This window comes from Rhizobium sp. FG96, from assembly GCF_057808655.1.
The window spans coordinates 207296-227965 of record NZ_JBMDIL010000006.1 but is presented as its reverse complement, the minus strand read 5'-3'; the positions used below and the strand labels follow the sequence as shown (position 1 = coordinate 227965).

General features: G+C 63.4%; 20 protein-coding genes. 14 read left to right on the top strand and 6 right to left on the bottom strand.

The genetic code is table 11. The features are described 5' to 3' along the window. Positions 1 to 46: 46 nt before the first annotated feature. Positions 47 to 970 carry a DMT family transporter gene (locus ACODR6_RS14185; RefSeq protein WP_489022718.1) on the top strand — a complete coding sequence of 308 codons (924 nt, stop codon included), beginning with the start codon at positions 47 to 49 and terminating at the stop codon, positions 968 to 970. A gap of 73 nt (positions 971 to 1043) precedes the next feature. Continuing rightward, positions 1044 to 2255 carry a bifunctional phosphopantothenoylcysteine decarboxylase/phosphopantothenate--cysteine ligase CoaBC gene (gene coaBC / locus ACODR6_RS14180; RefSeq protein WP_489022717.1) on the top strand — a complete coding sequence of 404 codons (1212 nt, stop codon included), beginning with the start codon at positions 1044 to 1046 and terminating at the stop codon, positions 2253 to 2255. Here the strand turns inward: coaBC and ACODR6_RS14175 are convergent. Then, positions 2242 to 3051, bottom strand: coding sequence for a class II glutamine amidotransferase (locus ACODR6_RS14175; RefSeq protein WP_489022716.1), 810 nt, complete (start codon positions 3049 to 3051; stop codon positions 2242 to 2244). The genes coaBC and ACODR6_RS14175 overlap by 14 nt on opposite strands. A 59-nt stretch (positions 3052 to 3110) precedes the next feature. On the opposite strand from ACODR6_RS14175, the gene ACODR6_RS14170 reads away from it, so the two are divergent. The 6 genes from ACODR6_RS14170 to otsA all read left to right on the top strand — a co-directional run bounded on the left by ACODR6_RS14170 (position 3111) and on the right by otsA (position 9527). After that, a complete protein-coding gene (locus ACODR6_RS14170; protein ID WP_489022715.1) occupies positions 3111 to 3479 on the top strand; it encodes a hypothetical protein in 369 nt (122 codons plus the stop codon). A gap of 162 nt (positions 3480 to 3641) precedes the next feature. Next, positions 3642 to 4319, top strand: a complete 678-nt coding sequence (locus ACODR6_RS14165; protein WP_489022714.1) for a FadR/GntR family transcriptional regulator — start codon at positions 3642 to 3644, stop codon at positions 4317 to 4319. Beyond that, complete coding sequence (locus ACODR6_RS14160; RefSeq protein WP_489022713.1) at positions 4316 to 5605, top strand: CynX/NimT family MFS transporter; 1290 nt, start codon at positions 4316 to 4318, stop codon at positions 5603 to 5605. The genes ACODR6_RS14165 and ACODR6_RS14160 overlap by 4 nt, the downstream gene beginning before the upstream one ends. A 156-nt stretch (positions 5606 to 5761) precedes the next feature. Beyond that, positions 5762 to 7255, top strand: coding sequence for a S10 family peptidase (locus ACODR6_RS14155; RefSeq protein ID WP_489022712.1), 1494 nt, complete (start codon positions 5762 to 5764; stop codon positions 7253 to 7255). Between the two features lie 57 nt (positions 7256 to 7312). Beyond that, positions 7313 to 8119, top strand: coding sequence for a trehalose-phosphatase (otsB, locus tag ACODR6_RS14150; RefSeq protein ID WP_489022711.1), 807 nt, complete (start codon positions 7313 to 7315; stop codon positions 8117 to 8119). A 34-nt stretch (positions 8120 to 8153) separates the two neighbouring features. Further along, entirely contained in the window at positions 8154 to 9527 is a 1374-nt protein-coding gene (otsA, locus tag ACODR6_RS14145) for an alpha,alpha-trehalose-phosphate synthase (UDP-forming) (RefSeq protein ID WP_130279246.1), read from the top strand. A 4-nt stretch (positions 9528 to 9531) separates the two neighbouring features. Here the strand turns inward: otsA and ACODR6_RS14140 are convergent, their stop codons facing one another. Then, positions 9532 to 10431: a choline sulfate utilization transcriptional regulator gene (locus tag ACODR6_RS14140; RefSeq protein WP_489022710.1), complete on the bottom strand. Its 900-nt coding sequence runs from the start codon at positions 10429 to 10431 to the stop codon at positions 9532 to 9534. A gap of 124 nt (positions 10432 to 10555) precedes the next feature. Here ACODR6_RS14140 and betC point away from each other — a divergent pair, with 124 nt between their 5' ends. Then, positions 10556 to 12070 carry a choline-sulfatase gene (gene betC / locus ACODR6_RS14135; RefSeq protein WP_489022709.1) on the top strand — a complete coding sequence of 505 codons (1515 nt, stop codon included), beginning with the start codon at positions 10556 to 10558 and terminating at the stop codon, positions 12068 to 12070. A 15-nt stretch (positions 12071 to 12085) separates the two neighbouring features. On the opposite strand, the gene ACODR6_RS14130 is transcribed toward betC, so the two are convergent. Further along, a complete protein-coding gene (locus ACODR6_RS14130) occupies positions 12086 to 13669 on the bottom strand; it encodes a peptide chain release factor 3 (RefSeq protein WP_130279249.1) in 1584 nt (527 codons plus the stop codon). 91 nt (positions 13670 to 13760) lie between these two features. On the opposite strand from ACODR6_RS14130, the gene dut reads away from it, so the two are divergent. Together dut and ACODR6_RS14120 are read left to right on the top strand one after the other, a co-directional pair. Beyond that, positions 13761 to 14231 carry a dUTP diphosphatase gene (gene dut, locus ACODR6_RS14125; protein ID WP_130279250.1) on the top strand — a complete coding sequence of 157 codons (471 nt, stop codon included), beginning with the start codon at positions 13761 to 13763 and terminating at the stop codon, positions 14229 to 14231. Further along, positions 14228 to 15124 carry a GNAT family N-acetyltransferase gene (locus ACODR6_RS14120; RefSeq protein ID WP_489022708.1) on the top strand — a complete coding sequence of 299 codons (897 nt, stop codon included), beginning with the start codon at positions 14228 to 14230 and terminating at the stop codon, positions 15122 to 15124. Before dut ends, ACODR6_RS14120 begins: the two co-directional genes overlap by 4 nt. On the opposite strand, the gene ACODR6_RS14115 is transcribed toward ACODR6_RS14120, so the two are convergent. Beyond that, positions 15125 to 15556: an Lrp/AsnC family transcriptional regulator gene (locus ACODR6_RS14115; RefSeq protein WP_449098586.1), complete on the bottom strand. Its 432-nt coding sequence runs from the start codon at positions 15554 to 15556 to the stop codon at positions 15125 to 15127. A 130-nt stretch (positions 15557 to 15686) separates the two neighbouring features. Here ACODR6_RS14115 and ACODR6_RS14110 point away from each other — a divergent pair, with 130 nt between their 5' ends. Then, positions 15687 to 16583, top strand: a complete 897-nt coding sequence (locus tag ACODR6_RS14110) for a DMT family transporter (RefSeq protein WP_489022707.1) — start codon at positions 15687 to 15689, stop codon at positions 16581 to 16583. Here the strand turns inward: ACODR6_RS14110 and ACODR6_RS14105 are convergent. Further along, positions 16573 to 17130: a cysteine hydrolase family protein gene (locus ACODR6_RS14105; RefSeq protein WP_203429729.1), complete on the bottom strand. Its 558-nt coding sequence runs from the start codon at positions 17128 to 17130 to the stop codon at positions 16573 to 16575. The genes ACODR6_RS14110 and ACODR6_RS14105 overlap by 11 nt on opposite strands. Positions 17131 to 17213: 83 nt before the next feature. On the opposite strand from ACODR6_RS14105, the gene ACODR6_RS14100 reads away from it, so the two are divergent. Both ACODR6_RS14100 and cysK read left to right on the top strand, forming a co-directional pair. After that, positions 17214 to 17831, top strand: coding sequence for a LysE family translocator (locus tag ACODR6_RS14100; protein WP_449098526.1), 618 nt, complete (start codon positions 17214 to 17216; stop codon positions 17829 to 17831). A gap of 132 nt (positions 17832 to 17963) precedes the next feature. Then, positions 17964 to 18926 (top strand): cysteine synthase A, encoded by a 963-nt coding sequence (gene cysK / locus ACODR6_RS14095; RefSeq protein WP_112713846.1) that lies wholly within the window; start codon positions 17964 to 17966, stop codon positions 18924 to 18926. Between the two features lie 128 nt (positions 18927 to 19054). Here cysK and ACODR6_RS14090 read toward each other — a convergent pair whose 3' ends face one another. After that, positions 19055 to 20587, bottom strand: a complete 1533-nt coding sequence (locus tag ACODR6_RS14090; protein WP_489022706.1) for a YifB family Mg chelatase-like AAA ATPase — start codon at positions 20585 to 20587, stop codon at positions 19055 to 19057. Positions 20588 to 20670: the final 83 nt, after the last annotated feature.

Genomic DNA, 20670 nt, shown 5'->3' with positions numbered 1-20670 from the left:
GGCATCCAATCACTTCATCGTCCGGCGGTTTCGCCTCGGGTGTTCCATGCTTCTCGGTATTCTCTGCGGCCTCGCCACATGCGCCTTGTGGGGACTGACCTTCGTCGTGCCGCGCGCCATCGCGCCCTTCAGCACCATGGACCTGACGGTGACCCGATATGGTTTGTTTGCGCTGGCGAGCATCGTGCTGATGGTCAGCCCGCGCTTCCGGCCGAAGAACATCCAGCCGCGCATGGCGATCACAGCGCTGCTGCTTGGCGGTATCGGCTATGTCGGCTACTTCGTCAGCGTCGCCTATGCGGTTCGGCTGGCGGGCGCTGCCATCCCGCCGCTCGTCATCGGCACCATGCCGGTGCTTCTCGCCGTCATCGCCAATCTGCGTGACCGCTCGGTGCCCTGGCGGCTGCTGGCACTGCCTTTGATCCTGATCGCGATCGGCATCGGCTGGGTCAATCTGTCGATCTTCGCGACGACGCCATCGGGCGATCAGGGCGCGATCCTGCTCGGCATCGGCTCGGCGATGATCGGGCTGATCCTGTGGGTGATCTACGGCCTCGCCAGCACCGCCGCGATGCAATCGCCCGACGCGCCCGACATTCTGCAATGGACCGGATTGCAGGGCATCGGCGCAGGGCTCGGCTGCCTCGTGCTCATCCCCTTCACCTCCGCCGGCACCGATATCGTCTTCACCGCGGCCGAGCTCTGGCGCTTCATTCTCTGGTCGCTGATCATGGGACTTGCCGGGGCGTGGCTCGCGACGCTGCTGTGGATGATCGCTTCCAAGCGGCTGCCGCTGGCGCTGGCCGCGCAGCTGATCGTCGCCGAGACGGTGTTCGGCCTGATCTTCGGCTTCCTCTTCGAGCAGCGGCTGCCGACGCTCGCCGAGGCCGGCGGCTCGATCCTGCAGCTTGCGGGCGTCGGGCTGGCGATCGCCATCTTCACGCCGGCGCGCGGGCGGCGGGCGCACTGAGCGCTGCACGCATTGCATGTTATTCGCCAAAGGCTTAGGCTCACCGCAACAACAAAACGACGGGTAGAAGGCAATGGCTCTCAGCGGCAAACGCATCCTGCTTATCATCTCGGGCGGTATCGCAGCCTATAAGAGCCTCGATCTGATCCGCAGATTGCGCGAGCGCGGCGCTTCGGTGCGTCCCGTCATGACATCGGGCGCGCAGGAATTCGTGACAGCGCTCGCCGTCGGCGCGCTGGCGGCCGATCATGTCTTCACCGATCTCTTCTCCCGGCAGGACGAGCAGGATGTCGGCCACATCCGGCTGGCACGCGATTGCGACCTGGTGCTGATCGCGCCTGCGACCGCCGATCTTCTGGCGAAGATGGCGAACGGCCTTGCCGACGATCTCGCCTCGACCATTCTGCTCGCGACGGACAAGCCCGTGCTTGCCGCACCGGCGATGAACCCGCGCATGTGGGCGCATCCGGCGACGAAGCGCAACGTCGCGACCCTCGCGTCCGACGGCATCCGGATGATCGGGCCGATGGCCGGCGAGATGGCGGAAAGCCGCGAGGCGGGCACCGGCCGCATGGCCGAACCGCTGGAGATCGTCGCTGCTGCCGAGGCGCTGCTGGACGATGGCCCCAAACCGCTGGCGGGGCGCAAGGCCGTCGTGACGTCTGGGCCGACCCATGAGCCGATCGACCCGGTGCGCTATATCGCCAACCGCTCGTCGGGACGTCAGGGCCATGCGATCGCCGCGGCGCTGGCGAAGCTCGGCGCCGATGTGACGCTTGTTTCCGGACCGGTGACGATTGCCGATCCGGTGGGCGTGAAGACCATCCATGTCGAGCGTGCCGAGGAGATGCGCGACGCGGTTCTGGCTGCCTTGCCTGCGGATATAGCCGTGATGGTAGCGGCTGTCGCCGACTGGCGTGTGGGCTCAGCTGCCGACCAGAAGATCAAGAAGCAGCCGGGCGAATCCATTCCGACGCTGGCGCTCACCGAAAACCCGGACATCCTGAAAACCGTCGGCCATCACACGATGCGGCCGAAGCTCGTCGTCGGCTTCGCCGCCGAGACGCAGGATGTCGAGAACAATGCCAAGACCAAGCTGGAGCGCAAGGGCGCCGACATGATCGTCGCCAACGACGTCTCTCCGGCAACCGCCATCATGGGCGGAACGCGCAACAGCGTGAAGCTGATCAGCCGCGGCGGTATCGAGCAATGGCCCGATATGGCGAAGGAAGAGGTGGCCGATAGGCTGGCGGCGGTGATCGCCGAGCGGCTCAGGCAGGGATAGCGATATCGGCCTTGTTCGTGGCGCGCTGTTCCGGCCGGAACGGCACGACATGAATGCCTGTTTCGTTGATCGTCACGGCGCTGCCATCGGGGATTTCGGCCCAGGCATCGACATCGTCATTCAGCGGTTCGGAGACGAGGCAGTGGCCGTCGCGCATCGGCGAGGCATAGAGCGTCGGCGCCTTGCGATCCGTGGCGTAGCGAATGCCGTAGAGCGACTTGCCGTCGGAGAAAGCCGCGGTGAAGCGCAGGTGGACGCTGCCGAGAACGTTTTCCGAGAGGCTTTCGACGAAGCTCACCATTTCCGACATGGCAGAGACAGACGCCTGGCGCAGGCCGAACTGCATGGCGAGCAGGAACATCAGTTCCGAGTCCGTCGTGCCACTGCGCGCATTGAAAAGCTCGTCGTCGAGCATGGCTTCCATTGCGCGGCGCAGGCGCTCGAAACCGCCGATCTGGCCGTTATGCATGAAGGACCAGTTTTCGTGCGTAAAGGGATGGCAATTGTCGCGGCGGGTGCCGCCGCCGGTCGCCGCGCGCACATGCGCGAGAAAGAGCGGCGAGCGGATCTGCCGCGCCAGACTCTTCAGATTGCAATCCGACCAAGCCGGCAGGATGTCGCGGTAGCGCCCCGGCTCCGGCCGGTCGCCATACCAGGCAATGCCGAAGCCATCACCGTTGGTGGCAGTCTTGGCGCGGGTGGCGCAGTGAGATTGTTCGATCAGAGAATGCGCGGGCGAGGATACCAGCTCCTCCAGATAGAGGGGGTCTCCGCGATAGGCTGCCCAGCGACACATGCTCTTTGCTCCAGCCTGCCGTCTTGGCGGCAGAAAATGCCCGAAAACACGAGGTCCGATTGTCGGGCGTCGTGGTGAATAAAAACTTAAGGGTTGTGGGAGTGGCAAGGCTTTATGACGGATTGTTGACGCTTCCGGCGATCACTTTGCGTAGCTCACAGCTTTCCTTCGTGAAAATCACTGGCCCAATTGGGCGTGCCATCATCCTGATTTCGTTCGAAATCCTGTTGCTGCTACGCCTTGGTGTCCGAAAGTATGAGGCGCTCCAGCCCGTAGGCGTCGGGTTTTTTCTTGCATCGCGGCCGAATCAGCCTACCTTTGAGTCATGTTCAACGAAACGAAAGGAAGGTGATCCAATGTCTAATGAGATTTCGGTCTTTGTAGCAGGCTTGGAAGTGGTGATGAAAGCGGGGCAGCCCTCGCTCTAAAGCCAGCCTTCCTAGGACCGCCTGACGGTCCGGCCAGTTCAAGGCCAAACTCATGGAAAGGGTCGCGAAAGCGGCCCTTTTTCCATTTCTGCAGAAAGCATTTGACGGCATGAGCCCATGGTCATATTCATAAAGTCATCTGATGACTTTATGAATATGACCATGCAACCTCTCAGCAAGACCAATCTGGCCGAGACCGCGATCGAGGCGATCCGCAGCGAGATCCTCGCCAAGCGCTGGGCCGTCGGCGACAAACTGCCGAACGAAACGGCACTCTGCGGCATGCTCTCCGTCAGCCGCGGCACGGTGCGCGAGGCCGTGCGCGTTCTGGTGTCGCAGGGCTATCTCGAGACCCGACAGGGTTCGGGCACCTACGTTCTCTCGACGACCGACAGCAGCATGCCGCTGACCATGGCGCGGCGGGCGGGCCTTCGCGACCAGTTCGAGGCGCGCTGCGCGCTCGATGTCGAGGCCGCCCGGCTTGCCAGCATCCGGCGAACGCCCGCCGTCATCGCCGGGTTGCGAACCCTGCTCGAAGAGCGCGGCAATTATGATGGCGGCGACAAGGCCGCCTTCATTGCCCGCGATCTCGCCTTCCACAAGGCGGTCATCGCCGCCGCGCAGAACCGCGCGATGATCGAGATTTACGACTTCTTCTCGGCGTCGATTGCCGAAACCATCGAAGCGACGCTTGGGCAGGATGTGCCCGAACCTGACATGCCGGCGCATGCCGCCATTATCGATGCCATCGAAACTGGCGATCCCGAAAAGGCCGATGCGGCGGTGCGCCGCTTCATGGCCCCCGTGATCGCCGCACTGGATCGGATGCTCCTGTCATGACCACTCCCCTGAATGATGCCGCACACGCCTTCGATGCGGCGAGCGAACAGCTGATCGATGCCGAAACCGACAGCGTGCCGCCGGTGCAGCCGCCCGCGGCGATGTCATCGACCGCGCGTATCCTGCTCGGTGTCAGCCTCGTATTGATCGCCTTCAACCTGCGGCCCGTCTTCTCCAGCGCCTCGGCGCTGCTGCCGGAAATCCGCTCCGGGCTTGGCCTTTCGCCGCTCGGCGCCAGCCTGCTGACCACGCTTCCTGTCGTCTGCCTTGGCGCCTTTTCGCCGCTGGCACCGCGGCTGGCGCAGCGCATAGGTTCAGAGCGAACTTTGCTCGGCGTCATCTTCCTTCTGGCGCTCGGAACGGCGATGCGCGGGCTCGACTCGATCCCGCTGCTGTTTCTCGGCACGGCGATCGCCGGTGGCTGCATCGCGGTCGGCAACGTGTTGCTGCCGGGTCTGGTGAAGCGCGACTTTGCAGATCGAGCCGCGCTGATGACCGGCTGCTATACGATGGCGCTTTGTGCCGGTGCGGCGAGTGCCGCCGGCCTGACACTGCCGATCGAGCATGCGCTCGGCGGTTCGCTTTCGGGCGCATTGGCCGCTTGGGCTGTTCCGGCCGTCGTCGTCGGACTGATCTGGCTGCCACAGGTTCTCAGCACCAAGAATGTCGCCAAGCGCAGCGGCTTCCGCGTCGAGGGTCTGTGGCGCGACAGGCTTGCCTGGCAGGTGACGCTGTTCATGGGCCTGCAATCGGCCCTCGCCTATTGCGTTTTTGGCTGGCTGGTTCCGATCCTGCGTGAGCGCGGCCTCGACGGCATCACGGCCGGTGCGATCGTTTCGATGTCGGTCATGGTGCAGGCCGCCGCCTGCCTGGTGGCGCCACACATCGCCGTACGCGGCAAGGATCAAAAGCTGATCAATGCCTCACTCTGCGCAGTCGCCGTCATTGCGCTCCTCGGCCTGCTGTTTGCACCGCTTTCCACCGTCTGGCTCTGGGCGGCGCTGCAGGGCGTCGGCCAGGGTGGACTGATCGCGGTGGCGATGACGGCGATCGTGTTGCGTTCGAAGGACTCGCATGTTGCGGCCCATCTCTCCGGCATGGCGCAATGCGTCGGCTATCTGCTTGCGGCGATCGGCCCGCTGATCGTCGGCATGATCCGCAGTTGGACGGGGAGCTTTGCCTGGTGCGCGGTCCTGTTCATCGCCCTCGGCCTCGGCGCTGCCATCAACGGCTGGAATGCCGGGCGCGCGCTGCAGGTCAATGCGAGGACGATCGAGACGCCTTGATCGCGGTTGCTGCGGGGATGAACTCACGCAGGGATGAGCTATGCTCACCTCGGGGGGATGAGCTGCACTCACCCGGGGATCACCATGTCTTGATGAGTCTCCACGGCGGGGGATGATACCCTATCTCAGGCTCTACCTACCGCCGGAGGAGATCATTTGCTGTTGCGCTCGCTGACGCTGACCATTGCCCTTACTCTCTCGCTTGCCGCCGCACCGGCCTTTTCCGAGGAGCGGCCGGGTGTTCTCAAGCTGCTTCCGCAGGATGCCGTCACGGAGCACGAGGCAACGATCGGCGGCCGGAAACTGGATTATACGGCAACGGCCGGGACGCTCGATCTGTTCGGCCAGGACGGCAACCAGACCGGAGCGATCTTCTATACCGCCTATACCGCGAAGAATGCTGGTCCGAACCGGCCGCTTACCTTTGCCTTCAACGGCGGGCCGGGCGCCGCGTCCGCCTTTCTGCATCTCGGCCTCGTCGGTCCGCGTATCCTCGATTTCGGACCGCAGGCGCGCGATGGCGCCCACGCGAAGCTCACCGACAATCCCGAGAGTTGGCTGGATTTCACCGATCTCGTGTTGATCGATCCCATCGGCACCGGCTGGAGCCGGACGGCAAAAGCCGATGACGCCAAGGACTACTACAATGTCGGCTCGGATGCGCAGAGCATTGCCAAGGCGATCGCCCTTTACGTCGCCCACAACAACCGTGCGGCCTCGCCGAAATATCTGCTCGGCGAGAGCTATGGCGGCTTCCGCGCCGCAAAGGTGGCCGGGGCGCTGCAGGAGAGCCAGGGCATTATCGTTGCCGGGGCGATCATGCTGTCGCCGCTGCTTGAGGCGCAGCTGATGTTCAATGCCGACGAGTTCGCTCTCGGCGCTGCTCTCGAACTTCCCTCGCTCGCCGCCGCAGAGATGGACCGGCGCGGCGCTTTCTCAGCGGAGAAACAGACTGAGGCCGAGCGCTTTGCGCTGGGAGACTATCTGACGACCCTCGTGGGGCCTGAGCCTTCCGGCGATGCGGCCAAGGCATTCTATGCCAAAGTTTCCGGACTGACCGGAATTCCGGAAGATGTCGTGACCCGCAGCCGCGGTTTCCTCGGCAATGTCTTTGCCAAGAATTCCGGCAAGGAAAAGGGCGAGGTGATGAGCCCCTATGATGCCGGGTTTGCCTCGCCCGATCCCTATCCTGAATCCGATTACGATCGAGGCGACGACGCCATTCTCGACGGATTCACGCGCGCCTATGGCGGCGCCTTTAGCGACTACGCCCGCAACGAACTGGGCTTCAAGACCGAGATGACCTATTCGCTGCTCGACAACGATGTGAACCGGCAATGGGAATGGGGCGGACGCGGCGGCGGATCGCGCCTGCAGGCGAGCGTCACCGGCGATATCCGGCAGCTCCTGGCATCGAACCCGAGCTTTCATCTGCTGATAGCCCATGGCTACAGCGATCTCGTGACGCCCTATGGCGTCAGCCGCTATGTCGTCGATCACCTGCCGCAAAGCCTTGCCAAGGATCGCGTGCAGCTCGACGTCTATCGCGGCGGCCACATGTTCTACACCAATGCGGACCAACGGGCGGCTTTCACGGCGGATGCGAAGGCATTCTACGCCAAGAACGGCGGCATCCAGCCAGGCGACTAGGGTTCGAGACCGGACAAATAGGGTTGCCGCTTGGGAGCGCTGACATAGATAGGTCTCATGTCCTATCAAAAGCAGCCGCTTGTCATCGCGGAGCCGGATGCGGCTTCAGGCGAGGACTCCATCTTTGCCGCGCTGACCAGCGCTCCGGATTCGTGGGCCCTGTTTCTCGACATCGACGGCACGCTGCTCGACCTTGCGGAGACGCCTGACGGCATCGTCGTGCCGCCGGAACTTCCCGGCCAGCTCGAAACCCTTTCCGCAAGGCTTGGCGGCGCATTGGCGCTGGTGACCGGGCGGGGCCTTTCCTATGCCGACCGGTTGTTTGCACCGCTTCGCTTCCCGATCGCTGGGCTTCACGGCGCCGAACGCCGCGCCGCCGACGGGTCGGTGACGACAGCCAAGGCAACGGCGGAATTCGAGGCACTGAAAGCCGATCTCGTACGCCAGACACAGGGCTGGCCTGGCGTCCTCATCGAAGACAAGGGAGCGGCTGTTGCCGCGCATTACCGGCTGGCGCCGGATCGGGAAATCGATCTCGAACCGCTGATGCAGCAGGCGCTCGACCGCGCCGGGCCTGATTGGCACATGCAGCATGGCAAGATGGTGATCGAGATCCGCCCTTCCAGCGCCGACAAGGGACATGCTGTCGAAGCCTTCCTGGCGCAGCCGCCTTTCCAGGGCCGCCGCGCCATCGCCATCGGCGACGATGTGACCGACGAGGCGATGTTCCGCGCGGTCAACCCTCTCGGTGGCCTGTCGATCCGCGTCGGACCGCTCTCGCCCGCAAGCGAAGCCAAAGCATCGATCGCCTCCGCGGCAGCCCTTCGCGGCGTCGTCGCCCGGCTGGCGTCATCAACCATTTGAGCATCAAAACCATTTCCATGAAAAGGACTGAACCATGAGCCGTCTCGTCGTCGTTTCCAATCGCGTTCCCGTTCCCGACAAGGGCGGAATTGCGCCTGCCGGCGGCCTTGCCGTTGCGCTGAAGGCAGCGCTCGAAGAGCGCGGCGGCATCTGGATGGGCTGGTCGGGGAAATCGAGCGGTGAGCAGGAACCGGAGAAGCTTGCGGAAATCCAGCAGGGCAACATCACCTATGCGCTGACCGACCTGACCGACACCGATGTCGAGGAATATTATCACGGCTTTGCCAACCGCGTGCTCTGGCCGATCTGCCATTACCGGCTGGATCTCGCCGAATATGGACGCAAGGAGATGGCTGGATATTTCCGCGTCAACCGTTTCTTCGCGCACCGGCTGGCGCCGCTGATCAAGCCTGACGATGTCATATGGGTGCACGACTATCACCTGATCCCGCTCGCTGCCGAGCTGCGACAGATGGGGCTGAAGAACAAGATCGGCTTTTTCCTGCACATTCCCTGGCCGCCGGCCGATGTGCTCTTCACCATGCCTGTCCACGAGGAGATCATGCGCGGCCTCTCGCATTACGATCTCGTCGGCTTCCAGACCGATCATGACCTTGAAAACTTTGCCGGCTGTCTGCGCCGCGAAGGGATCGGCGACGAGCTTGGTGGCGGGCGCTTCAGCTCGCACGGCAGGACATTCAAGGGCGGCGCCTATTCGATCGGCATCGAGACCGCTGCCTTCGCCGAGTTCGCCCGCAAGTCCTCGACCCACAGCATGGTGCGCAAGGCGCGCGAGAGCGTCGAGGGACGTAGCCTGATCATCGGTGTCGACCGGCTCGACTATTCCAAGGGACTGACGCAGCGCATCGACGCCTTCGAGAGCTTCATCAAGGCCAATCCGGCGCAGCAGGGGCATGTGACCTATCTGCAGATCACCCCGAAATCCCGCTCCGAAGTGCCGGAATACGAGGCGATGCAGCGCACCGTCGCCGAACAGGCCGGACGGGTGAACGGCGCGCTCGGATCGGTGGATTGGGTGCCTATCCGCTATATCAACCGCTCCGTCGGCCGCCATATCCTTGCCGGGCTCTACCGTCTTGGCCGTGTCGGGCTGGTGACGCCGTTGCGCGACGGGATGAACCTTGTCGCCAAGGAATATGTGGCGGCGCAGGATCCTGACGATCCCGGCGTTCTCGTGCTGTCGCGCTTTGCGGGTGCGGCCCGCGAATTGAAGGGCGCGCTGCTCGTCAATCCCTACGATGTCGAAGGAACCGCCAATGCCTTGGCGCGGGCGCTCAGCATGCCGCTCGACGAGCGGAAGGAGCGCTGGAAGAAGATGATGGATCATCTCCTGGAATTCGACGTCTCCCGCTGGTGCAAGGATTTCCTGAAAGATCTCGGCGCCTGACGTTTCAGTGTGCCGCCTCGGCCTGCAGCCATTCCACCAGGCTTTCCGTCTCCGCAGTCTTCTCGCGAGGCGGGATCAGCCAGTAGCCGCGATCGGCCGCCTCCAGAGCCGGTCCGGCGGTGACCAGCATGCCGGAGGCCAGCAGCGAATCCACCAGGCCCATCCAGCCAATGGCAACCCCCTGCTCGCCGACGGCCGCCTGGACGACGAGCGAATAGGTGTTGAAGCTGATCTCACCCGGCGCCGCCGAGCCGTCACGGCGCAGACCGAGCTCGGCAAAATAGCTCGGCCAGTCGAACCAGGGTGAAGCGCCGGGCACGTCGAGATGCAGCAGGCGTGCTCCCGGCAGCTCGTGTGCCGCGCCGAACGGCCCGTGTCTTGCCATGAAGCCCGGCGAGCAGACCGGGACGACCTTTTCCGGCATCAGCAGGATGCCGTGCGCGCCGAAATCGCGCCGGCTGCCGAAGACGATCGCCGCATCATGGCGGTCCGGCATCGGCCGATCGACGAACTGGGTGGCGACGATCTGGATATCGAGGCCGGGGTGGCGCTGGCCGAAAGCATGCATGCGCGGGATCAGCCAGAGCGAGGAGAAGGCATAATCGGTATGCAGGCGGAGCGTCAGGCGCTCGGCCTCGTTGCGGAAGCTGCGCACCAGCGTGTCGACATCCGCAACCGTGCGCGAGGCGATATCGAAGAGACGCCGGCCCTCCGCCGTCAATTCGACGCCGCGATGACGGCGCTCCAGCAGGCTGACCCGCATCTGCTCCTCCAGACGGCGGATCTGATAGCTGACGGCAGGCTGCGTGAGCCCTAGCGCCTCGGCCGCCGACGACAGGTTACCGAGCCTGCCGGCTTCAACCAGAATGCGCAGCCATCCGAGATCGACGGGCCGATCAGCCATAAAAATTCCTTTGGTCACGCATCGAAAGAATTCAGCTTCACAAGGATGCACAGCCGTTGTTCAATAAAATGATCGAATAGCAGGCGAAGCGCAACGGTCTTCGAAACACAGGCAGGACAACAGCATGACGCGCCCGAATATCCTCATCCTCATGGTGGACCAGTTCAACGGCACCTTCTTCCCTGATGGTCCCGCGGACTTCCTGCATGCGCCGCATCTGAAGGCGCTCGCCAAGCGTTCGGTGCGCTTCGCCAACAGCTACACGGCAAGCCCGCTATGCGCGCCCGCCCGCGCCTCCTTCATGTCCGGCCAGCTGCCGAGCCGCACGCGCGTCTACGACAACGCCGCCGAATTCGCCTCTGATATCCCGACCTATGCGCATCATCTGCGGGCGGCCGGCTATCACACGGCGCTTTCGGGCAAGATGCATTTCGTCGGGCCGGACCAATTGCACGGCTTCGAGGAGCGGCTGACAACCGATATCTATCCGGCCGATTTCGGCTGGACGCCCGACTATACGAAGCCCGGCGAGCGGATCGACTGGTGGTACCACAATCTCGGCTCGGTGACCGGCGCCGGCGTGGCCGAGATCACCAACCAGATGGAATATGACGACGAGGTTGCCTATAACGCGACCCGCAAGCTCTACGACCTCTCACGCCGCCAGGACGACCGTCCCTGGTGCCTGACGGTGAGCTTCACCCATCCGCACGACCCCTATGTGGCGCGGCGGAAATTCTGGGACCTCTACGAGGATTGCCCGGCACTCGACCCTGAGGTCCCGGCCCTACCCTTCGACGAACTCGATCCGCATTCGCAACGCCTGCTCGAAGCCTGCGACTACAAGGCCTTCGACATCACGCCCGAGCAGATCCGGCGCGCGCGGCGCGGCTATTTCGCCAATATCTCCTATGTCGACGAGAAGGTCGGCGAAATTCTCGACGTGCTCGAGCGCAGCCGGATGGCCGAGGATACGATCATTCTCTTCGTTTCGGACCATGGCGACATGCTCGGCGAGCGTGGGCTCTGGTTCAAGATGTGCTTCTTCGACGGCTCGTCACGGGTGCCGCTGATGATCAGCGCTCCGGGCTGGGAGCCGGCGCTGATCACGCAGCCGGTCTCGACGCTCGACGTGACGCCGACGCTCGCCGGTCTTGCCGGTCTCGATATCACCTCATTGAAGAAATGGACCGATGGCGAGGATCTGGCGCCGCTCGCCAACGGCACCGGCAGCCGTAACCCGGTTCCGATGGAATATGCCGCGGAAGGCTCGATCACGCCGCTCGTCGCCATCCGCGACGGCCGCTACAAGCTGTCGCTTTGCGACGCCGACCCGGCCATGCTTTTCGACCTCGATGCCGATCCGCATGAGCTGACCAACCTCGCAGGAGACCCTAGGCATGCGGAAGCGTTGAGCCGGCTAAAGGCGCAGGCGGATGCCCGCTGGAGTCTACCGACCTATGATGCCGCAGTGCGCGAGAGCCAGGCGCGGCGCTGGGTGGTTTACGAGGCGCTGCGCAACGGCGCCTATTATCCCTGGGATTACCAGCCGCTGCAGAAGGCCTCGGAGCGCTACATGCGCAACCATATGGACCTTAACGTGCTGGAAGAAAGCAAGCGCTATCCGCGCGGGGAGTGACCCGCGCGGCTGCTATCACGCCGCCTTGGCGACGTGATATTCCTTGATGGCGTCCATCTTGATGTCGGGATAGCGCTCGGACTCGTAACGGAGCGAGAAGCTGTCCTGCGCCAGGAAGACCGGGTCGCCGTCGAGATCGCGGGCGATATCGCCGCGCTTGACAGTGAGGAACTTGTCGAGCTCGGCCGGCTTTTCCGACGAGACCCAACGGCACACAGAGAAGCGCGACATTTCGAAGGAGACCGGCAGGCCATATTCCTGCTGCAGGCGTTCCTTGAGAACATCGAGCTGCAGGGCGCCGACCACGCCGACGATCGCCGGTGAGCCATCTTCCGGCGAGAACAGCTGGACGACGCCTTCTTCGGCCATCTGCTGCAGCGCTTCCTTCAGCTTCTTTGCCTTCATCGCATCTTCGAGGCGCACGCGGCGCAGGATTTCCGGCGAGAAGTTCGGGACGCCCTGAAAGACCAGCGCTTCACCTTCGGTCAGCGTATCGCCGATGCGCAGCGTGCCGTGGTTCGGAATGCCGACGACATCGCCGGCGTAGGCGGTATCCGCCAGCTGGCGCTGCGAGGCGAAGAAGAACTGCGGGGCGGTTAGGCCTAGCTGCTTGCCGGTACGCGCTAGCCGCGCCTTCATGCCGCGCTCCAGCTTGCCGGAGCAGATGCGGGCAAAGGCGATGCGGTCGCGATGGTTCGGGTCCATGTTCGCCTGGATCTTGAAGACGAAGGCGGTCATCTTGTCTTCATTGGCATGGACGGTGCGGATGTCCGCCACCTGATCGCGCGGCGGCGGAGCGAACTCGCCGAGCGCGTTGATGAGATCGCGAACGCCGAAATTGCGCAAGGCCGAACCGAAGAAGACCGGCGTCATATGGCCTTCGAGGAAGGCCTGTCGGTCGAACGGGCGGCAGGCTTCGATCGCTAGTTCCGTCTCGTCGATGAAGGCCTGACGCTCGTTTTCTGGCAGGCGGTTGGCGACACTCTGCGGTCCATTGACCGGCGTGCCCTCGACCTCCGTGTCCGAACCGCGAACGGTGTTTGCCGCGAGATTGTAGGAACCGCAAAAGGTCTTTGAGCGGCCGATCGGCCAGGTGACCGGCGCGGTATCCAGCGCCAGCTTTTCTTCGACTTCATCGAGAATTTCGAAGGGATCGCGGCTTTCGCGGTCCATCTTGTTGATGAAGGTGATGATCGGGATGTCGCGCATGCGGCAGACTTCGAAAAGCTTCAGCGTCCGCGGTTCGATACCCTTGGCGGCATCGATGACCATAACGGCGGCATCCACCGCCGTCAGCGTGCGGTAGGTGTCGTCGGCGAAGTCTTCGTGACCGGGCGTGTCGAGAATGTTGAAGACGTTGTCGTCATATTCGAAGGTCATGACCGAGGTGACGACCGAGATGCCGCGCTCGCGCTCGATCTTCATCCAGTCGGAGCGCGTCTGGATGCGGTCCTTCTTTGCCTTGACTTCACCGGCGAGCTGAATGGCGCCGCCGAAAAGCAGCAGCTTTTCGGTCAGCGTCGTCTTGCCCGCGTCCGGGTGCGCGATAATAGCGAATGTGCGGCGGCGGGAGACCGCCTCGGCGAGTGTTTCGGCCATCATGTGAATCCTGTGGAATTGCGGGCTATCTAGCGATTTAGGCCGGGCTTTGCAATTGACCTTCGGCGGCCGGACGCAAAGTAATGCCCCTATGAACATCCAAAGCGACCTCCGCCCGAAGCTCAACCTCGTCCGCCTGGCAAATGGCGAAGGACTGGACCTGCCCTCGTACGAAACATCGGGGGCCGCCGGTATGGACCTGCGCGCGGCCGTCGATGAGGGCGCACCGATGACGCTGGCGCCGGGCAAGCGCGCGCTTGTGCCGACCGGATTCATCTTCGAAGTGCCCGACGGTTTCGAGGCGCAGATCCGCCCGCGTTCCGGTCTTGCCTTCAAGAACGGTATCACCTGCCTCAACACGCCCGGCACCATCGACAGCGACTATCGCGGTGAGGTGAAGGTTCTTCTGATCAATCTCGGCGAAGAGCCTTTCGAGATCAGCCGCGGCATGCGCATCGCCCAGATGGTGATTGCGCCCGTTACCCAGGTGCGCGTTGCCGAAATCACCGAGACGAGCGCCACGGCGCGCGGCGCGGGTGGCTTCGGCTCCACCGGCGTATGAGCGCCGCGGCGGACACGACGGGCCTCACTTTCCGGCAGGATTATTTTGACGACCACGCTGCGTGGCGGGCGCTGGTTTCGCTTCTCCATGACACGTTCGGCATCGACATCGGACCGCTGATGCAGCTCGGCGGGCCGGATGCGACAAGCATGCCGTTCGGCTGGTTCGCGGGGGACGGGACGCTGGCCGCCAATCTCTCGGCCTTCGCCATGCCTCTCGTGATCAACGGCCGCCGGATCAATGCGGCCGGTCTGCAATCCGGCGCGGTGCGGCCGCCTTGGCGCGGGCGCGGCCTTTATCGTGATGTGACGACGAAGGCGCTCGACTGGTGCGCAGCGCAAGGCTTCGAGGCCATCGTGCTCTACACCGACAAGCCGGCGCTCTATGAGCCCTATGGCTTCCGAACGTTGCCGATGCACAGCTTCAGCGGCGATGCGCCGACGCCTGTTTTCGCAACGCAGGGCCGATCGATCGATCCGGGCAATGCGGATGATCTCGCCTTGCTGCAGGACCTGCTGGCACGACGCGAGCCGGTCTCCGATGCGCTTGCCGTGGTCTCAAGCCCTGCGATGTTCCTGATCAATACACAGCTCGACCCCGATGTGAGGCTCACCTTCATAGAGCAGCTGTCGGCCGTTATCGCCTGGAAGCTCGATGGCGGGACATTGATCCTACTCGACGTGCTCGCCGCATCGATTCCACCGCTGGCCGCCATTCTGGGCGGCCTCGGTGTTCGGCCTGACCGGCTGGAGGTATTCTTCCGCCCCGACAAGCTTGGCTGGAACGGCGAGCCCACGCCGGTTTCGGCGCATGGGACACATTTCATGATCCGCGGCCTGGACGGTCTGGCGCTGGATGCGCCGGCCATGCTTTCGCCGATGGCGGATTTCTGATCAGACCGGCGGCAGGCGGCGCTTGACCGGCGATGACTTGATCATCGACGTGTTGGTCTCCGCGCGTTCCGCGATCTTGTCGAGGATGCCGTCCAGCTCCCCCATCGAGCGCACGACCAGCCGGGCGATAAAGCAATCGTCGCCCGTCACCTTGTCGCATTCGATGAATTCGGGAATCTCCTGGATGAGCTTCTCGACGATGTGCAGCTGGCCTGGAAGCGGGCGGACGCGGACGATCGCCTGCAGGGGATAGCCGAGTGCGGCCGGATCGATGTCGATGGTGAAGGCCCGGATGATGCCGCGCTCCTCCAGGCGCCGCAGACGCTCGGCCGCGCTCGGCGAGGACATGCCAGCCGCCTGGGCGAGTTCTTTCAGCGACAGGCGGGAATTGACGGCAAGCGCATCCAGCAGCTTCTGGTCCGTTTCGTCCATTCTATCAGAATTAGCCACATCGCCTCCTTCGCCTAAATTTATTAGGCCAGATCCTTCCCTTTTGTGTCACACGATATAGAGACGGCTCTGGTTGCGCAATAATCTGCGCTTCCATCAAGGGAGAGTTGCGATGCAGAGCGAGATCAGGCGCGGAAGCGCGGAAATGACCGCGGCGATGCTGATTTCGGGCAGCATCGGCTGGTTCGTCGTGATGTCGGGCCAGCCGGTCGGCAATGTCGTGTTCTGGCGCTGCCTGTTCGGGGCAATCACCCTGCTCTTGATCTGTGCTGTGCTCGGGCTTCTCAATCCGCGGCTTCTGTCGCTGAAAAGCTTCGGTATCGCCGTCTTCGGCGGCGTCGCCATCGTGCTGAACTGGCTGCTGCTGTTTGCCTCCTATTCGCATGCGTCGATTTCGATCGCCACGACGGTCTACAACACCCAGCCCTTCATGCTGCTTGCTCTGGGCGCGGCCTTTCTCGGCGAGAAGATCACCGGGACCAAGCTTTTCTGGCTGGGGCTTGCCTTCGCGGGCATGATGGCGATCGTCGAGGCGAAGCCGGATAGCGGTGCCGTCAGCGGCAGCTACGGCCTGGGGGTCGCGCTGGCGCTTGGGGCCGCCTTCTTCTATGCGCTGGCAGCGCTGGCGGCCAAATGGCTGAAGGGGACGCCGCCGCATCTGATCGCGCTCATCCAGGTTTCGACCGGCATTCTGATGCTGGCGCCTTTCGCCGACTTATCCGCCATGCCGGCGACACCTGCAACCTGGTCGCTGCTGGTCACCATGGGCGTCGTTCATACGGGGCTGATGTATGTGCTGCTTTACGGCGCGATCCAGAAGCTGCCGACACATCTGACGGGCGCATTGTCCTTCATCTATCCGATCGCGGCGATCGCCGTCGACCGCATTGCCTTCGGCCACGCGCTGCAGCCGCTGCAGGTGATCGGTGCCGCGATCATCCTTCTCGCAGCCGCCGGTATGAATCTCGGCTGGACGCCGGGGCGGCTTCTGCGTGCGGTCAGAAGCTGATATCGGCGGCTTTCGACAACTTGACGCCATGCGCGCCGGCGCCGACGCCGCCGAGTACCGCATTGTGATGCGCGATGATCTGTTCGAAGCCGAGCACGCCGTTATCGCCGCTCATGTGGCCGTCGGATATCAGCGTGACATCGAAGCCGAGCGAGACGGCGCGGCGCACCGATGTATCGATACAGAAGGGCGTGACGCAGCCGCCGATGACGAGATGGGTGATGCCACGGCTGCGCAGTTCCGCCTCAAGCGGCGTTTCGAAGAAGGCGTCGCAGGCTTCCTTGTTGATCAGCAGTTCGCCCGGCAAGGGCGCCACTTCCGCCCTGATTTCCCAGCCCTTGCTGCCCCTGGCGATCGGGTCGCCCTCGGCCTCGTCATGCTGGACGATAATGACTGGGACGGTTTCCGACCGGGCTTTGCCGAGCACCGCTGCCAGCCGCCTGGTCACGCCGTCATAGGCTTGCTGGATCACCGGCACACGGTCGTCAGCACCCATGCCTTCGAGCACGGCATTCTGGATATCGATCAGCAGCAAGGCCTTCGTCATGTCATCCCCCATGAGTTCATTTTCGAAGTTGCTTGAAAGCGATTTCGCACAGTCGTAAATAGGCGGCAACGAGGGAGAGACAAATGACGATCGCAGCGCTCATTGCCTATAGCGGCGCATTGTTTATCGCAGCCGCCATTCCGGGACCGGGTATCACGGCGATCGTCGCGCGGGCACTCGGCTCGAATTTTCGCGAGACCTTCTTCATGGGTCTCGGTCTGGTGCTGGGCGACATGACCTATCTGACGGCGGTCATTCTCGGCCTCGCATTCGTGGCGCAGACTTTCACCGAGATCTTTCTCGTCATCAAGTTCGCGGGCGTGATCTATCTCTGCTACATCGCCTACAAGCTCTGGACATCGGGGCTGCTGCCGCAGGATATCGCGGCGCGCAAATCGAGCAGCGTCGGCATGTCGTTTCTTTCGGGCCTGCTGGTAACGCTCGGGAATCCGAAGACAATGCTGTTCTACGTGGCGCTGGTGCCGACGCTGATCGACATCCATGCGATCGGCCTGCGTGAATATGGATTGCTGCTGACAGCCACCTTTGTCGTGCTGCTCAGCGTGCTGATCCCCTATATGCTGCTTGCAACCCGCGCCCGCAGCATGCTGAAGCAGCCGCGCGCATTGCAGGCGCTGAACCGGACGGCGGCCGGCATTCTGGCGGGCACGGCAGCCTTTATCGCCACTCGCGCAGCCTGAAAAATTCGTTCGTCAAACGGCGGTTTTAAAAGGATTTTTTCTCCTTGATGCCGCCGTGGCGGAGGGCTCAGTCTGGCTTCCATCCGCCTTTGACCCTATTCTCTCGGCAACACACTTAAAGGGAGAGCACGCATGTCGAAGAAACCGGGCCGCGGCCGCATCTATTCGTCCATCACCGAGACCATCGGCGATACGCCGATCGTGCGCCTCGACAAGCTCGCCAAGGAAAAGGGCGTCAAGGCCAACCTGCTGGCCAAGCTTGAGTTCTTCAACCCAATCGCCTCCGTCAAGGACCGTATCGGCGTGGCGATGATCGAGAGCCTGGAAGCGCAGGGCAAGATTTCGCCCGGCAAGACGACGCTAGTCGAGCCGACCTCCGGCAATACCGGTATCGCGCTTGCCTTCGCGGCAGCCGCCAAGGGCTACAAGCTGATCCTGACCATGCCGGAGACGATGTCGGTCGAACGGCGCAAGATGCTGGCGCTGCTCGGCGCCGAGCTGGTGCTGACCGAGGGGCCGAAGGGCATGAAGGGCGCGATCGCCAAGGCCGAGGAACTGGCCGCGACTCTGCCTGACGCGATCATTCCCCAGCAGTTCGAAAATCCTGCCAACCCCGAGATCCACCGCAAGACGACGGCCGAGGAAATCTGGAACGATACCGACGGCAGCGTTGACATTCTCGTTTCCGGCATCGGCACCGGCGGCACGATCACCGGCGCAGGGCAGGTGCTGAAGTCGAAGAAGGCCAGCATCAAGGTGATCGCAGTCGAGCCGGAGGAATCCCCGGTTCTCTCCGGCGGCCAGCCCGGCCCGCACAAGATCCAGGGCATCGGCGCCGGCTTTGCGCCCGCCATCCTCGACACCAAGATCTACGACGAGGTCGTCACCATCAACAGCGGAACGGCGATGGAAACCGCCCGTCTGGTTGCCAAGCTCGAAGGCGTGCCGGTCGGCATCTCCTCGGGTGCAGCACTTGCCGCAGCCATCAAGGTGGGCAGCCGCGAAGAAAACGCCGGCAAGAACATCGTGGTGATCATCCCGTCCTTCGCCGAGCGTTATCTGTCGACGGCGCTGTTCGATGGACTTGGGGGCTGATCAGCGAATAGCGAATAGCGAATAGCGAATAGCGAATAGCGAATAGCGAATAGCGAAGCTTGCTCGGCGTCACCGTCTGGCAAGCTTTTCTTTTTCTATTCGCTATTCGCTACAAACTATTCGCTCTTTCACGCTGCCGCGGTCAGCCGCTCTCCTGCGATGCGATAGGAAATCGCTTCTGCGAGATGAATGCGGCCGACGGTTGGCTTGCCGTCGAGATCGGCGAGTGTGCGCGCCACTTTCAGGACCCGGTGATAGCCGCGGGCGGAGAAGCGCATCTTCTCGGCGGCATCGCGCAACAGCTGAAGACCTCCGGCATCCGGTTCGGCATATTTCTCGATCAGTGCGGTTGAGCAGCGGGCGTTGGTGGTGATGGTATTGAGGCCTGCAGCGATGAAGCGGTCGGCCTGCAGTTCGCGGGCGCGGGCGACGCGGGCGGCGATCGTGCTGCTTGCCTCGGCCGGCATCGGGCGGATCAGGTCCGCTGCAGAAACGGCCGGGACGTCGATGCGGATATCGATGCGGTCCATCAGCGGGCCCGAGATGCGCGCCTGATAGTCGGCCTGGCAACGGGGACCGCGGGCGCAGCTATGGCCAGGCTCGCCCGCCATACCACAGCGGCAAGGGTTCATGGCGGCGACCAACTGGATGTTGGCGGGATAGGTCACGCGGTGATTGGCGCGGGCGATGATGCATTCGCCGGTTTCCAGCGGCTGGCGCAGGGCATCGAGCGCTTGCGGCGAGAATTCCGGAAACTCGTCGAGGAAGAGAATGCCGTGATGGGCGAGCGACGCCTCGCCGGGACGGGCGCGGAGCCCGCCGCCGACCATGGCGGCCATCGTTGCCGAATGGTGCGGTGTGCGGAACGGACGCCGGTCCGAAAGCTTCCCGCCTGAGAGCTGACCAGCGATCGAATGGATCATCGACACTTCGAGCAGCTCGGCTGCCGACAACGGCGGCAGGATGGAGGGCAGACGGGCGGCAAGCATCGACTTGCCGGAACCGGGCGGGCCGACCATCAGCAGGTTATGACTTCCGGCAGCCGCCACCTCCAGCGCGCGCTTGGCGCTTTCCTGTCCCTTGATGTCGGCGAGGTCAGGAAGGTTTGCGGCATTGGCGCGGATCGATGGCTCCGGCCGGGAAAGAACCTGCGTGCCGCGGAAATGGTTGGCGAGCGCGATCAGGCTTCGCGGCGCGAGGATATGGAGCTGCGTTCCGGCCCAGGCGGCTTCCGGGCCGCTTTCAGCCGGGCAGATCAGCCCCTTGCCGAGCGCATTGGCGCCGATTGCCGCAGGCAGCGCGCCGGCAACGGGTGCGATCGTGCCATCGAGATTGAGTTCGCCCAAGACGGCATAATCCGAGAGCGCATCCGCCGGGATGGCGCCGAGAGCAGCCATCAGGCCGAGCGCGATCGGCAAATCGAAATGCGAGCCTTCCTTCGGAAGATCGGCGGGCGCAAGATTGACGGTGACCCGTTTTGCCGGAAGCGCCAGCCCGGATGCGTGGAGCGCTGCCTGCACCCGCTCGCGGCTTTCCGCAACCGCCTTGTCGGGAAGCCCGACGATCTGCATGCCGATCTTGCCGGGAGCGACCATCACCTGGACTTCGACCGGCACACCTTCAATGCCGTGGAATGCAACCGTACTGACGCGTGCGACCATGCCCCTGCCCCCGCAACCAACTACATCGCGTATTGCGACCCTTCATGGCCGCGGATTGCAATCTGGCATAGTAAACAGAATAA

Coding starts and splice junctions, on each gene's coding strand:
- ACODR6_RS14175 (WP_489022716.1), bottom strand. CDS start 3,051: ATGTGTCGCTGGGCAGCCTATCGCGGAGACCCCCTCTATCTGGAGGAG.
- ACODR6_RS14110 (WP_489022707.1), top strand. CDS start 15,687: ATGCAGAGCGAGATCAGGCGCGGAAGCGCGGAAATGACCGCGGCGATG.
- betC (WP_489022709.1), top strand. CDS start 10,556: ATGACGCGCCCGAATATCCTCATCCTCATGGTGGACCAGTTCAACGGC.
- ACODR6_RS14115 (WP_449098586.1), bottom strand. CDS start 15,556: ATGGACGAAACGGACCAGAAGCTGCTGGATGCGCTTGCCGTCAATTCC.
- ACODR6_RS14105 (WP_203429729.1), bottom strand. CDS start 17,130: ATGACGAAGGCCTTGCTGCTGATCGATATCCAGAATGCCGTGCTCGAA.
- ACODR6_RS14100 (WP_449098526.1), top strand. CDS start 17,214: ATGACGATCGCAGCGCTCATTGCCTATAGCGGCGCATTGTTTATCGCA.
- ACODR6_RS14140 (WP_489022710.1), bottom strand. CDS start 10,431: ATGGCTGATCGGCCCGTCGATCTCGGATGGCTGCGCATTCTGGTTGAA.
- coaBC (WP_489022717.1), top strand. CDS start 1,044: ATGGCTCTCAGCGGCAAACGCATCCTGCTTATCATCTCGGGCGGTATC.
- ACODR6_RS14120 (WP_489022708.1), top strand. CDS start 14,228: ATGAGCGCCGCGGCGGACACGACGGGCCTCACTTTCCGGCAGGATTAT.
- ACODR6_RS14165 (WP_489022714.1), top strand. CDS start 3,642: ATGCAACCTCTCAGCAAGACCAATCTGGCCGAGACCGCGATCGAGGCG.
- ACODR6_RS14130 (WP_130279249.1), bottom strand. CDS start 13,669: ATGGCCGAAACACTCGCCGAGGCGGTCTCCCGCCGCCGCACATTCGCT.
- otsA (WP_130279246.1), top strand. CDS start 8,154: ATGAGCCGTCTCGTCGTCGTTTCCAATCGCGTTCCCGTTCCCGACAAG.
- ACODR6_RS14090 (WP_489022706.1), bottom strand. CDS start 20,587: ATGGTCGCACGCGTCAGTACGGTTGCATTCCACGGCATTGAAGGTGTG.
- dut (WP_130279250.1), top strand. CDS start 13,761: ATGAACATCCAAAGCGACCTCCGCCCGAAGCTCAACCTCGTCCGCCTG.
- cysK (WP_112713846.1), top strand. CDS start 17,964: ATGTCGAAGAAACCGGGCCGCGGCCGCATCTATTCGTCCATCACCGAG.
- otsB (WP_489022711.1), top strand. CDS start 7,313: ATGTCCTATCAAAAGCAGCCGCTTGTCATCGCGGAGCCGGATGCGGCT.
- ACODR6_RS14160 (WP_489022713.1), top strand. CDS start 4,316: ATGACCACTCCCCTGAATGATGCCGCACACGCCTTCGATGCGGCGAGC.
- ACODR6_RS14185 (WP_489022718.1), top strand. CDS start 47: ATGCTTCTCGGTATTCTCTGCGGCCTCGCCACATGCGCCTTGTGGGGA.